Source organism: Sphingobium sp. FG125 (assembly GCF_057809795.1).
The window spans coordinates 50,531-63,947 of record NZ_JBMDKQ010000013.1 but is presented as its reverse complement, the minus strand read 5'-3'; the positions used below and the strand labels follow the sequence as shown (position 1 = coordinate 63,947).

At 62.1% G+C, this 13,417-nt stretch carries 8 protein-coding genes; 5 read left to right on the top strand and 3 right to left on the bottom strand.

Annotated elements, in window-relative coordinates; genetic code table 11:
- Positions 1-29: 29 nt before the first annotated feature.
- From ACODSR_RS13585 to ACODSR_RS13575, 3 genes are all read right to left on the bottom strand, one after another.
- Positions 30-1,046: a ParB/RepB/Spo0J family partition protein gene (locus tag ACODSR_RS13585; RefSeq protein WP_024020678.1), complete on the bottom strand. Its 1,017-nt coding sequence runs from the start codon at positions 1,044-1,046 to the stop codon at positions 30-32.
- Positions 1,047-1,092: 46 nt separating this feature from the next.
- Positions 1,093-2,295, bottom strand: a complete 1,203-nt coding sequence (locus ACODSR_RS13580; RefSeq protein ID WP_024020679.1) for an AAA family ATPase — start codon at positions 2,293-2,295, stop codon at positions 1,093-1,095.
- A gap of 190 nt (positions 2,296-2,485) precedes the next feature.
- Positions 2,486-3,580 carry a replication initiation protein gene (locus ACODSR_RS13575; RefSeq protein ID WP_489055964.1) on the bottom strand — a complete coding sequence of 365 codons (1,095 nt, stop codon included), beginning with the start codon at positions 3,578-3,580 and terminating at the stop codon, positions 2,486-2,488.
- 753 nt (positions 3,581-4,333) lie between these two features.
- Between ACODSR_RS13575 and ACODSR_RS13570 the strand changes: the two genes are divergently transcribed.
- From ACODSR_RS13570 to ACODSR_RS13550, 5 genes are all read left to right on the top strand, one after another.
- Positions 4,334-4,654 (top strand): single-stranded DNA-binding protein, encoded by a 321-nt coding sequence (locus ACODSR_RS13570; protein WP_489055957.1) that lies wholly within the window; start codon positions 4,334-4,336, stop codon positions 4,652-4,654.
- Positions 4,655-4,736: 82 nt separating this feature from the next.
- Entirely contained in the window at positions 4,737-5,636 is a 900-nt protein-coding gene (locus ACODSR_RS13565; protein WP_489055958.1) for a DUF7146 domain-containing protein, read from the top strand.
- Between the two features lie 69 nt (positions 5,637-5,705).
- The gene (locus ACODSR_RS13560; RefSeq protein WP_489055959.1) at positions 5,706-9,923 is read left to right on the top strand and encodes a strawberry notch-like NTP hydrolase domain-containing protein; all 4,218 of its coding nucleotides are present in this window, start codon (positions 5,706-5,708) and stop codon (positions 9,921-9,923) included.
- A 123-nt stretch (positions 9,924-10,046) separates the two neighbouring features.
- On the top strand, positions 10,047-12,101 hold the full coding sequence (locus tag ACODSR_RS13555; RefSeq protein ID WP_489055960.1) for a ParB/RepB/Spo0J family partition protein: 2,055 nt from the start codon (positions 10,047-10,049) through the stop codon (positions 12,099-12,101).
- Positions 12,102-12,240: 139 nt separating this feature from the next.
- Positions 12,241-13,164: an ArdC family protein gene (locus ACODSR_RS13550; protein WP_489055961.1), complete on the top strand. Its 924-nt coding sequence runs from the start codon at positions 12,241-12,243 to the stop codon at positions 13,162-13,164.
- Positions 13,165-13,417: the final 253 nt, after the last annotated feature.

Here is a 13,417-nt window from a genome sequence, read left to right as displayed (position 1 = left end):
CACGCCTCCCGTTCTTGCGTCGGCCCACTTCAGGCCCAGTGGGCGTCAAGCACCTCGCGAATGGCTTTCTCGGCATCCTCACGAGAGGCCCCACCCCTATTGAGAAGTGTCAGGCGAATTCCCTTGCGATCAGTGCCCTCGATACGAAGCACGGCTTTCCCGGTCTCGCTGGATACAACCTGCGCCATTCCTGACTTCTTGGGGGATCCTGACCTTTTGGGGGGGTCGGCCGCCAGCGCCAATGCACGGACGATGTCGGGCACAGCCATGGGAGCGCCCTCCCCTCCCGATCGAGCACTGAGCGCGGCCGCTTCAGCAAATACGCGTTGGCGACGATCGTCCGGCTTCAACAATGGCTTGATCGTTGTGACGTGCTTGATCCGCAAATCCTGCGGATTGGGAAAAGCGACCATCAATTCCACCGGAAGGCGGGCGAGATCAAGATAGCGGCTCAGCCAGCTTTCTGTTACATTGATCCGCTCGGCCATGACCTTCTGTCGGCCCTCATAATAGGCATCAAGCGCACGGAGATAGTCGCGTGCCCGCTCCAGATCGCTAAGGTCTTCGCGCGCCCTGTTCTCGATATCCGCGATGCGGAATGCTTCTTCATCTGACAGTTCGCGGATGTCGACCAAGAACCGGAAGTCGGGGTAATTATGGCTACGCAGCCAGCTGATCGACCAGTGACGCCGAGCGCCACAAATCACCTCGAAATCAAAGTCCGATTCGCCGCGCACCCGCCGGACAATTGCCGGCATTTCCTGGCGTCCCTGCGCCTTTATGCTTTCGATGAGATCGGCGCATCGCTCCTCGTTGAGGAGCGCATATTCCCGGTTGTGCCCCGCCCACATTCGGCATCGAGCGGGATCGACCAGTTCATGCGTGCGGCTAACAACCGATCCCGCTGCCAATTCAGCCAAGCGGTTCTCTCTTCCAGTCAGTACATTCGAACCAAGGCCGGGACGACGCGGGGCGGGCGCACCATCTTCAGGCAGATTTATTCCGGCTGCTAAGTCAGCCGCGAAACTCGCATTCTTTCTGCTCATAATGCCGCCCCTCTACCGGGAATTGCACCGGTGCAATTTTTGCGTTTCATGCCAAACCTTCCTTTCGCAAACGGCCTAAATGGCTGGGCCACATGGCGCGAATATCCAATTCCAGCTCAGCGTTGACGCCATCGAGATAAGTGAGGCAGCGGTTGCGCACCGCACTGCTTGTGACGGGGCCGTCGAGCTCATAAACCGTCATCAGACGAGCCGTCGCATTGTCGATCTCAGCAGAATCCTTAAGCGGCGTACGTACCATCGCGTGACCGAACAACGTCCGCATCAGATTGAGCAGTTCCTTCTGCATCGACTTGTTCTCGTCGACCTTCGAGGCAACAAAGCGCAAGAATTTGAGAGTTGGCGCAAAGCCGCGTTCGGCCAGCGTCTCGATGGTCTCATCAAGCATCGCCAGAAACGCCGCGGTCGAAGAAAAGTCCATGACGGTTGGAGGCACGGGCACAACGAGAGCATTCGCCGCGCGCAAAACCGACAAGGATATGGCGCCAAGGGCTGGGGGCGGATCAAGGACGATGACATCGAAGCGATCAGCAATGCTCGCGATGCCTTGAGAGAGGCGATCGATAAGCCCCCCCTGCCCGCGCGCCATCCGGGCGGCGATCTCATATTCCGACTGAAATAGCCGCAAATTGGCAGGGATTAGTTCAAGGCCATCGAAATGCGTTTTGCGCAGGGCATAGTCGAGCGAGGTCATTTCCTCCTGGCGGAGAAACGGATAGAGCGTGTCGTCCTCGGTCAGGTCGAGATCCGGCACATAGCCGAACAGCGTCGTCGCGGAGGCCTGGCTATCGCAGTCGATCAACGCGACCCGATAGCCCTGGATGGCGAGATACTGGGCAAGATGCACCGACAGCGTTGATTTGCCGACACCTCCCTTAAAGTTCTGGACAGCAACGACACAGCACGGGTCGTCTGCTGCCCGCCAAGGTCTTGTGCCGAACAGGCCCCGCATATCATTGAGCTGCGCGAGCGTATAACCCACTCTGCGATTATTCTCGGTTCGCGGCGGCGGCGGAAGTCGTCCGTCCTTTTCTGCGTCGCGGATCGCTGCAGGCGTCCGCCCCACCAGGTCGGCCGCCTTTCCGATTGGGAAAGTGGGCTCACGGCGATCATCCGCGCGCGCGCTGCGCGCCGAATCGCGAAGCCGCTCCAGCACCGAGGACGTTCGCTGGGCAAGCGTGGCCACCGATAGAAGATCGTGGGTGTCGTCGATGTCTAGTGATGCTGCCACAGGGCGCCCCTTTGCGAAACTCGGGGTACTGTAGCGCTACTTGCGCTTTTCCGTCAAATAGAAGCGGAATTTCGAAAGTCGCGACGCATCGTGGTCGGCATATCGCCTGAATATCGCCAATCACCGCTTATCGAGGGGGTCTATCCTGACTCGGTGGGGGCGACGGAAAATTGCACCGGTGCAATTTTCGCTAGGGGCGCCCCCTCCGCGCAACGAAACTCTCGCAAAAGCCTGTCCAAGAACTCGTCAGCTTCGCGCCCTTGAGCTTCGCCAGACGGTCGCCCATCTGCTGGCGATAGGCGTCGGCGATGAGATCGATGTCCCATCCGCCCCCATGCGAACGGGCAATCGCGGCCAACCCTTCCGCGTTGAATCGGATCGTCCCTTGCGGAAAGACGACTTCCGAACTCTTCTCCGGCGCGATAAGCGCGCCGATGGCAGCCTTCACGACCGATCCCACTTCCACCGTGTCGGCGACCGTCTCTACTGCCCCTTCCCGGCGTGCCTTGCGTCCCGTCGAGTGCCGCTCAATCTCATCGACGGTCGCGATCTGCGCTGGCGCATCCTTCGGCTCAAAACGGAACTCGATCTCGGTCACCGTTCGGCCCTGTCGTATCTCCTTCCACTCGACTCGGAAGTGAGCGAGCTGATCAATCTCAGCCTTTGCCTTCTCGAGCACCTTGCGACGGAGTTGCGCGAAATCCTTGTACACCTCTGGCGATATGCCCAGCGCTGCACGCAGCGCTGCCATATCGCCCTTCCAGGTCGACTGGCGACGATGGAGCCGCAGCGATCCAATCTCGTAGAGTTTGAGCGCATAGCTCGATCGGAAGCCCAGCACCGCCTGCCTATTAAGAACGGCATAGCTCTCGGATTCCTGGATGAGCTTGCGCGCATCAGGCGTAAACTCCCATTCGATCCAACCCGCATCCGCGCCGTCTGTATCTTCCGCCTCTTCGCGAGACGACGAGATCAGCGAAAAACGCAGCGTAGCTTTCTTGCCTCGCCAGGACCGGTCGTCGATCGCAAACAAGGTCCGGTGAAGTTCCTCCAACATGTCGGAGATACGTTCATTACCCTTGTGACCGCGGCGAATATCGGCCTTGCGCATGCGATGCGGCCGATCTTGCCAGGCATCGCCGCCAGCGGTCAGAATCATCAACGCGAGCAATCGCGACGCCGTCAGGCTGAGCGACTGGCCTTTCACGAATTTGATCTCAACGATGCTGCCGGGTTTGGCGAATTCTTCGCCACCCTTCGCCTGCAAAGCCGCCGCGACTCTCATGGCACGGCCCGGCGCCGAATCGGCCTCCGCCTCTTGCGCTGCATCCGCGCTTAGATTTTCCGCATGTTCCATGTCATATAGGCCGAAAGCATATTGGGCAGATTCCCCTAATTGCTGCCTGACCTGTCCTCGCTCGTCAAGTCAGGGCAGGCTGAAACTCTTTTGTCGCCCCCATCCGGTCAGGTTAGAACCGTATGGCACTCCCGCAAAAGCACCGGGATCCTGCCGAGTCGCAATGCGATTCGCGTTCTCTTCGTTTTCGGCTCGCCCACGCTCTATAAACGCCGCAGAATGACACCATTCCGAGGCGCGAGGCCGCCAAAAGCGATCGCCCCCAATCGGTCAGGATAGCCCCAACAGGTCAGCTATCTGCCCCCGACCGGTCAGGTTGACGCCCCCGCCGGGTCAGGCAAAATCCCCCGTGCGGTCAGGATAAACGCGACAGATCATTGAAATTGCAGACGTTTTCGGCACAGAATCTGAATCACTTAGAATCATGAATCCTTCCGCTGCGAGCAGCGGCGTTGTTTTAGAATGATTCTAAAAGACCAAGCAGGCGATTCGCTCACCCCTTCAGGTCGGACAGCATAACCGATTCCCCCCCTAGCTGGGGGGATACCGCGACACCGATGTTCCACGATAGCATCCCGGTCTCGATCCTTGGCAGATCCGCCCAGCGACGAGATCCTCGGCGACCCGACAGCAGCTGAATCACCGCTCGTCGCCGCTGGGCAGACGCAGTGAGGAGGTCGCATGATCAATTTTGCCAAATTCGAGATCATCGGACGGATCGGCGAGATCGACGCCAAGCCCAAGGTCACGAGCATCTCGGTGTGCGCGAACTATCGCCGCCGCGGAGAGGGCGACCAGTGGATCGAGGACAGCTACTGGAACCGCGTCGTCATTTTCAGCGATGGCCAGCGGAAATATATCGATGAGAAGGCCCAGGTTGGCGATCTCGTGAGGATTGCCGGGCGGCTCCGTGACACCTCTTACGAGCGCGATGGCACCACCCACTACACGACCGACCGGATCGTCGAAGAGTTCGGTGTGCTCGCGGCAAAGGTGGCATAGGTCGTAGGAGGCAGCGCCGATCGGGCCAGAGGGGAGGGGGCATGCGCGGAGCGAGCCTAAATCTTCGATAGGAATTTCGCTTATGTCAGTCACCATCGACGCAGCGGTTCGCGCCAAGCAGATCGTCGAGAGCCTGGGCGGACGCTGGTCAGGATCGCGCGGCGAGTGCCGCTGCCCCGCCCATGACGATCATTCCCCCAGTCTTTCGGTCCGCCTCGGCACCAAGGCGATCCTGTTCAAATGCTTCGGGGGATGCGCGTCGACCGATGTCCTCAAGGCTCTCGATCGTCAGGGTTTGCACGATCGAGAGCCGGTCCAAGTCGTACCGCGTGCGCCCTCACGCGATCTGAGCGGTTTGGCCAGGTCATTATGGCAGCACAGTATCCCCATCGCCGGCACACCGGCTGAAGCCTATCTTCATGCTCGGGGCCTTTATGCGCCGACGCCTGACCTTCGCTTCAACCCACAGACGATCATAGGGAAGGGGAAGGATCGGCGCAGCCTTCCCGCAATGATCGCAGCAGTGAGAAATGAGCTGGGCCTGGTCGCGGTCCACCGGACCTTCCTCGATCCCACGGACATTTTGCGGCGCCCCTTCCGCAAGCCCAAGCTGGCGCTGGGTCTGCTCGGTTCGGGCAGCGTGCGGTTTGGTGACCCGGATGACGTTCTGGGGATCGCCGAGGGGATCGAAGATGCCCTGTCCGCCATCGACTGGTTCCAATTGCCGGTTTGGGCTGTGCTTGGTGCCGAGCGCTATGCTCACGTCGGCATACCGTCCCATGTGAAGCGCGTCATCGTGTTTGGTCAGCGAAACAAGGCGGCGAAGATCTGCCTGACGAGGGCAGGGGAGCACCTCAGCGCCAACGGGCGAAGGGTCGAGGAGTGGCTCCCATCCGAGCATGACGATTGGAACGATGCTCTGCGCGATCGGCTTGCCCGGAACGCCGTTCCTCGCACCGTGATCCAGACACACGCCCACTGAAGAGAGGAGAGGAGGCCTCCGGCTTGTTGATCCGGTGATGGGCACCGGACGATAAGATGGAGGCCTACAATGCGCACCTCAGCCGCTGCTCTCGAACTCGATTTCACCGAACCATCCATTACCGCCGCAAACGCGATCTATGCCCTGCTGCGCAAAGGCGACAGCGTGGACCGGCCTGGCCTGCTCCGGGCGATGGAAACCGCCTATGGTTCAACTGCTGCTGACGGGCATTGGTCACTCCGCGATGCCTATGATGTTCTGGAGCTGGCCCAGGTTCTGCACCTCGCCACGCTTGACCTGTCGCAAGAGCCCACCGAGTGCCTTGCGGCCCTGAGCGCGCTCACCGCATCCCTCCCGACGCATACTGTGCGCAGCGAAGAACAGATCGCGCTCCAGCAATTTTCGACACCGGCCGCGATTGGCTACCTTACCGCACTCGCCGTCCGCATCACCACAGCCGATACCGTCCTGGAGCCCTCCGCCGGCACCGGGCTCCTCGCCGTTTTCGCCGCACGCGCTGGCGCCAAGCTTGTTCTCAACGAGATCGATCCCGCGCGTGCCGACATGCTCCAGGCAGCATTCCCCACCGCACCGGTCAGTCGCCACGATGGCGAACTCATCCACGATCTGCTGCCGCTGTCGATCCGGCCGACCGCAGTGCTCATCAACCCGCCCTTTTCTCGCAGCATCGGTCGACATGCCGACCCGCTTGCCGCGTTCCGCCACTTGCGCGCCGCCCTGAAACGGCTTGATGCCGGGGGGCGCTGCGCCGCTATCCTTCCCGATCGCGTGGATAGATCGAGCCGCGCCTGGGCGAAGGCGACCGACGGCTGTGCGATCACGCTCCACGTCGAACTGCCCGCCAATGCCTATGCCAAACACGGCACCAGCCAGATCGTGAAGCTCATCGTTCTGGAAAAAGGCGTCCAGGATGACGTCGCCATCGTTCGGTGCAACTCACTCGCCGAAGCGCTCGCGACGATCAGCGCTTCCGCGGCCAGCGTTACGGAAACCCCGAGACTCTCCCCAGCGCGCCTTGCACCAACCCGTGCGCGCGCATCCCTGCTCGGCGGTCTCTCGAGCAGACCCCGGCTTTCGGCCCCGATCGCGACGACCGCCCAATCTCTCAATGCGCTTGATATCGGCTACACCGTCTTTGCTGCACCCGTACCGACCGGTGAGGCGGTGGGGGTGTACCTGCCGTATCGGCCAAGCCGGATCGCCATTCCCTGTGCATCCGCGCATCCGACCGCTCTGGTGGAATCGATCGCCATGGGCTCGATTACGGCACCGCGGCCGTCTTACGTTCCGAAGCTGCCGGCCAGTGTAGTCGACACCCGGGTGCTGTCCGACGCTCAGCTCGAAACCCTGATCTACGCCGGTGACGCTTTCGAGCGCGACATCTCCGGTCTGTTCAAGGCGGCCGAGGAAGGGTTGTCGCTCACGCCGGACCAGAACGGTCGCCCTTACCGGACCGGATTCTTCCTTGGCGACGGCACGGGTGCCGGCAAGGGCCGTCAGGTTGCCGCCATCATCCTCGACCAGTGGCTACGCGGGCGCCGCAAGCACATCTGGATATCTAAGACCGAGACACTGCTGGAGGACGCACGTCGCGACTGGACCGCGGTCGGCGGTCTCGCGCTCGACATCCAGCATCTCAATCAGTGGAAGCTGGGCACGCCGATCGGTGCGGCCGAGGGTGTGCTCTTCCTCACTTATGCGACGCTCCGCTCCAACCGGGGGGACAAGGGTACTCGCCTTCAGCAGATCCTCGACTGGGTCGGCGATGATTTCGACGGCATGATGGTGTTCGACGAGGCGCACGAAATGGCGGGTGTCGCCGGCGGCGAAGGCCGTTTCGGCACCAAGGACGGCTCCGATCAAGGCATCGCCGGCGTGCGCCTGCAGAACCTGCTGCCTCGCGCCCGCGTCCTGTACGGGTCGGCAACCGGCGCGTCGGACGTCAACAATCTCGCTTATGCCACCCGGCTTGGCCTGTGGGGTCCGACCACCGCCTTCGCCGATCGGCGCGCATTCGTCGACAGTTTGCGGCGCGGCGGGATCGCGGCGATGGAATTGATCGCCCGCGACCTGAAGATGCAGGGCCTCTATGTCGCCAGGGCGCTCAGTTTCGCCGGTGTCGAATATGACATCCTCGAACATCGCCTGACGCCCGATCAGGTCGAGGTCTATGACGCCTATGCCGATGCGTGGGCGATCATCCACGCCAATTTACGCACCGCGCTCGACGCCACCCGGGTGACGGACAGTTTCTCCAACGACACCTACAACAGCGGCGCGAAGGCCGCTGCGCTGTCGATCTTCGAATCCACCAAGCAGCGGTTTTTCGGCCAAATCCTGATCGGCATGAAGCTGCCCTCGCTGATCCCGGCGATCAGAGCGGATCTGGCCCGGGGCGAGAGCGTCGTGATCCAGCTCGTCTCGACGTCCGAGGCGATGCTCAACCGGGCTCTCGCCGCGCTGAACGCCGAGGACCGGGCGAATCTCGACATTGAGCTTTCACCCAAAGAGTTCGTCATGTCCTATCTGACGGCCGCCTTTCCCGTCCGACAGATGAAGACCTTCGTCGACGACACCGGCAAGACGCGCTCCGAGCCTATGTCCGACGAGGATGGGCGTCCCGTCTTCAGTCAGGAAGCGCTTGAGATGCGCGACAATCTCGTCGAGCGGTTCTGCTCCCTGCCGATCGTGGGGTCCGCCCTTGATCATATCATCGGGCATTTCGGGACCGATGCCGTCGCCGAGGTGACGGGACGAAGCCGGCGCATCGTCATCGACGCGCACGGTCGCCAGCGTATCGAGAGCCGTTCGCCGCGAACAAACCTTGCCGAGACCGACGCCTTCATGCGGAACGAGAAGAAGATCCTGATCTTCTCCGATGCAGGCGGCACCGGACGCAGCTATCACGCCAGCCTTACCGCCGAGAACCAGTCGCGCCGCAACCACTATCTGCTCGAACCCGGTTGGCGCGCTGACGCGGCCATCCAGGGTCTCGGCCGCACCCATCGCACGCATCAGGCAACTGCGCCGCTGTTCCGTCCGGTATCGACCGACTGCCGCGGCGAGCGGCGCTTCATCTCGACGATTGCCCGCCGCCTCGATAGCCTTGGTGCCCTGACACGGGGCCAGCGTCAGACAGGCGGCCAAGGTCTGTTCGACCCGCGTGACAACCTTGAAAGCGACTATGCCAAGGAATCCCTCGAAACATGGTTCCGCCTGCTTGCCGACGGTAAGCTGCGCTCGACCACGCTTGGCGAATTCCAGACCCTGACCGGACTTGAGCTCGAGGGCGAAGGCGGCGGGCTGAAGGAGGAGCTGCCGCCCATCCAGCGCTGGCTCAATCGTATTCTCGCGCTGCGCATCGCGTTGCAGAATGCGATCTTCGATGAATATCTCGGCCTGATCGAGGCCCGGATCGAAGCGGCGCGCGAAGCCGGCACGCTCGATCTCGGCGTTGAAAGCATCAATGCCGAACGCATCACGATTCTTGATCGCACGGTCATCCGGCGCGACCAGACCAGCGGCGCAGAAACCGAGATTCTGCGCCTCGAAACGGAGGAGCGCTACAATCCGGTCTCGCTCGACCGTGCGTTGCGGATGCTCGGCGACGACTCGCGCCCGATCGTCAATCGCAAGTCCGGCAGGGCCGCGATCCGGTGCAGCACTTATTCGCTCACCGATGACGATGGTGAGATCGTTCGCCGCTACGAGCTGGTTCGGCCGACCCGTTCCGAGCGGATGCGGCAGGATTTGCTTCTGGAAACAATGTGGGAAGAGACCAGCGAGGAGGAATTTTCGGCGCTGTGGCAGGCCGAGGTGGAGGAGATGCGGGACAAGACCCGCACCAGCACGCTCTATCTGGTCGCTGGCTTGCTCCTGCCGGTCTGGGATCGCTTGCCCGATGATCATGTGCAGGTTTGGCGCCTGAACACCGATGACGGTCAGTCTTTCCTCGGCCGGATCGTTCCTGCACCGCTGGTGTCGAAGCTCGCGGACGCCTTCGGGATCAACGCCGCCATCACCGTGTCAGGCGACGATACCGCAAAGCATGTGATGACCAGCGGCGAGATATCGTCCGTCGGAGCCTACCGGCTCAAGCGCAGCTTGGTCGCCGGCCAGCAGCGCCTCGAACTGCTCGATTGGCCGCACACGCGGCTTGCCGAACTCAAGGCGGCCGGCTGTTTTACCGACATCATCCAGCACAGGACGCGGATGTTCATTCCCGTCGCGAATGCCGCTGCCGTCATCGAGCGCATCGCTGCCTGACGATCCAGGTCCTCTCTCCGCGCCCAGCGCAGGAGAGGGGAGGGGGCCTTCGGCTTTGTGGGCCTGATGAGCAGGCTCGCGTGACCGTCGAGGCGGCGCGCCAGTTCCAGATGGAGACGAAAGATGATCCAGTCCGTGAAGGTCAAGAACCTCTCGCTGTCGAAGGACAATGTCCGTAAATCGAGCCGTGAGGCCGGTATCGACGCCCTAGCCGCCAGCATCGCAACGCAAGGCTTGTTGCAGAATCTCATCGTTACCCCGCTCAAGAAAGCGGGCCATTTCACCGTCAAGGCGGGCGGGCGCCGGCTGCGCGCACTCCAGAGCCTGATCGATCAGGGCAGTCTGCCCGTCGACCATGTCGTGCCCGTCCTCGTCCTTACCGACAACGACAACTCGGTCGAAGCGAGCCTCACCGAGAACTTCCAGCGCGTTCCGATGAACCCGGCGGATGAAAGTACCGCGTTCAACTTCCTCATCCAGAAGGGAATGACCGCCGAGGACGTTGCCAAGCGACAGGGCGTCACCACGCGCTTCGTCGAGCAGCGGGTGCGGCTTGCCGAGCTTGCACCAAGCGTGTTCCAGGCTCTCGCCGCCGGCGAAATTACACTGGGTGTCGCCCAGGCCTATGCCGTGACGAGCGACATCGATCGTCAGGCTCGCGTCTTCGCACAGATGAGCACCTCCTATTATGGTGATCAGCCCGACAACATCCGGCGTGCGATCCTCAACGGCACGATCAAGGCGAACGATGCCAAGGCGCGGTTCATCGGTCGCGATGCCTATGTCGCGGCAGGCGGCCGCATCGAAGGTGATCTCTTTGCCGCCGAGGGGGACGAGAACTGGATCGACGTCGATCTTCTCGAAGATCTTGCCGGCAAAAAGCTGGAGGCGGCCGCAGCCGAACTTGCGCAGGCCGAGGGCCTTGCCTTCGTGACGCCGATCGCGGCCACCCACGTTCCCTATGATCTCGAGCGTCAGCTCCACGAGTTTCACGCGCCTGCGCGGCCGCTCAGCGAAGCGGAAAGCGCGCGTGTCGAAGCGCTTTCGGCCGAAAATGACCAACTCGTCGAGCAGCTTGAAGGCGAACTGTCCGAGGGGACGCCGGAAGCCGAGGTCGCGAACGATCGTCTCGACGAAATCGAACGGGAGCTTGAAAGCATCGAGGAATCCCGTCGCGAGATCGATCCGGTAGTCCGGGCGCAGATCGGGACGTTCGTCTATATCGGCGGTGATGGCGAAGCCCGCGTTCACACCCGCATGTTCAGTGAGAAGCCCGTTGTCGATCCGAATGCTCCGCCCAAGGCGACGGGGGGTGGCAATGGTGACGACGGCGCCGGCAACATCGATCATGGACCAAAACTCAGCGCTACGCTGATCGACGAGCTTGCAACCCAGCGCCGGCAGATCCTCGTCGCCCACATCGCCAGTGATCCGGCGCTGGCGCTGGACCTCACCATCTTCCTGCTGGCGCAAAATGTCGTCTTCGAGCAGAACTACGTTCGCAACCACTCGACGCTGAAGTCCAGCGGTGCGCAATTCCCGATCTTCGGCTTCCGCGATGAAGGGTCGATGGCGTCGCAGACCATCGAGGATCAACGCCAGCGTCTCGATACGAGCTGGGCCGGTCACGACACCATGACCGAGCGGTTCGACGCCTTTCGTGCGCTCGACGACGAGGCACGCGGCAGTTGGGTGGCCTTCTCGATCGCGCGCACGCTGGAGCCGAGCCTGAACGTTGCCGAGGGCGGACGGTCCAACGGGTTCCATGACCATCTTGGTCGCGCGCTCGACATTCAGGTCGAGCATTGGTGGCGCCCAACGGCCGAAAACTTCTTCGGCCGCGTCAAAAAGGATGTCATGCTCGACGCGCTTGAGGACATCGGCGGGCCGATCCTGCGCGGCCGCTACAAGGATGCCAAGAAGGGCGACCTTGCCGCAACCTGCGCCGCGCTTTGCAACGGGCAGGGGATCGTCGAGGCCGAAGTCCGCGAAAAGGCGGCGGCCTGGCTGCCGGATGCGATGCGCTTTGATGCCATCGAAAAGCCCGAGACCATCGCGCTGCGCTCGACCTTCATCGACGAGGTCGATGATGTCGATCCCGGCGATGATGGCGACGATGAGTCGGACGCCGATGACAGGGCGCACGACGGCCAGGAGGATTTGAGCGAGGCGGCCTGACGCCTGTTTGCACGGTTCGAGGCGACTGGGGGCGGCACTCTTCGCGGAGTGTCGCCCCTCCTTTTGTGCCCCGACGGCAGGCTTTCTGAGGAGAGGATGCTGGTCCGGGCTCACCTCTTCCAGATCAGGAGAACTTGCCGTGGCAAAGACCGCCGATAAACCGTCGCCCGCCGACACCATCACAAACGCGATTATCGACAAACTCGAATCCGGCGTACGCCCTTGGGTGAAGCCGTGGCGACCTGGTCTTGGCGGCCGTCCCCTTCGCGCGACCGGCGACCCGTATAAGGGCATTAATTGCTTCTGGCTGTGGCTCTGCGCGGAAGGCGCCGGCTACCATTCGCGCACCTGGATGACGTATAAACAGGCACAGGCATTGGGCGGCCAGGTCCGCGAAGGCGAGCGGTCGCAAATCGCCATCTTCTACAAATCCTACAGCAAGACCGTGGAGTCGCCCGTTACCGGCGATGCCACGGACGAAATGCGCCGCGTGCTGCGATCCTACGCCGTCTTCAATGCCGATCAGATTGAGGGGTTGCCGGAGAAGTTTTATCCCTGCGCCGTCAGCGCCGTCGCCCCCGACGACGTGCTGTCAGATCGCGCACAGCGCTTTCTCGGTGCTCTTCCTGCGAGGGTTCACCAGCGCGGCGATCGCGCCTTCTACGACCGTGTTGCCGACAGCATCACGATGCCGCCGGTCGCGTTGTTTTCCACCCGCGCGTATTTCGCTTCGACGTTGGCGCATGAGGCAGGGCATTGGACCGGCCATCCTGATCGGCTAAACCGCGAGTTCGGCAGGAAATTCGGCGACAACGCCTATGCGTTCGAAGAGCTTTGCGCCGAGATGACATCCGCCCTGCTTGGCGCGGATCTTGGCCTCCCGACCGCCCATATCGACGATCATGCTGCGTATATCGGCTCGTGGCTTGCGGTGCTGCGAAAGGATTCCCGCGCCATCATGACGGCTGCGGCAAAAGCCGAAGCGGCGGCCGCCTTTCTGCTCCGCGCAACTGGCCTCGACACGTCGGACGAAGGCCAGGAACAGATCCGTGAAGCAGCATGATCGCGGCGATCGCCTGCCCCGACCCCGGCGCCTACGGCCGGTCCTTCTCCTGATCCGCAATCTGGCTGACGGCGTCGAGCGCAATTCGACAAGCATCAGCGACCCTCATTCGCCTGGCCGACGCAATAGGCCTCGATTCGGACGATAGGCGATATAGCGCGGAGCCTACTGTACTGGCGGCTGTCGACCAAATCCGGCCCCTCCAAGCGGGCCGATAAACGTCCGGTGCTGACCGAAGCGGCCAATCCTATAC

Excerpts from the sequence above, each read along its gene's own strand:
- ACODSR_RS13560 (WP_489055959.1), top strand. The coding sequence starts at position 5,706 with ATGCGCACCTCAGCCGCTGCTCTCGAACTCGATTTCACCGAACCATCC.
- ACODSR_RS13555 (WP_489055960.1), top strand. The coding sequence starts at position 10,047 with ATGATCCAGTCCGTGAAGGTCAAGAACCTCTCGCTGTCGAAGGACAAT.
- ACODSR_RS13575 (WP_489055964.1), bottom strand. The coding sequence starts at position 3,580 with ATGAGAGTCGCGGCGGCTTTGCAGGCGAAGGGTGGCGAAGAATTCGCC.
- ACODSR_RS13565 (WP_489055958.1), top strand. The coding sequence starts at position 4,737 with ATGTCAGTCACCATCGACGCAGCGGTTCGCGCCAAGCAGATCGTCGAG.
- ACODSR_RS13570 (WP_489055957.1), top strand. The coding sequence starts at position 4,334 with ATGATCAATTTTGCCAAATTCGAGATCATCGGACGGATCGGCGAGATC.
- ACODSR_RS13585 (WP_024020678.1), bottom strand. The coding sequence starts at position 1,046 with ATGAGCAGAAAGAATGCGAGTTTCGCGGCTGACTTAGCAGCCGGAATA.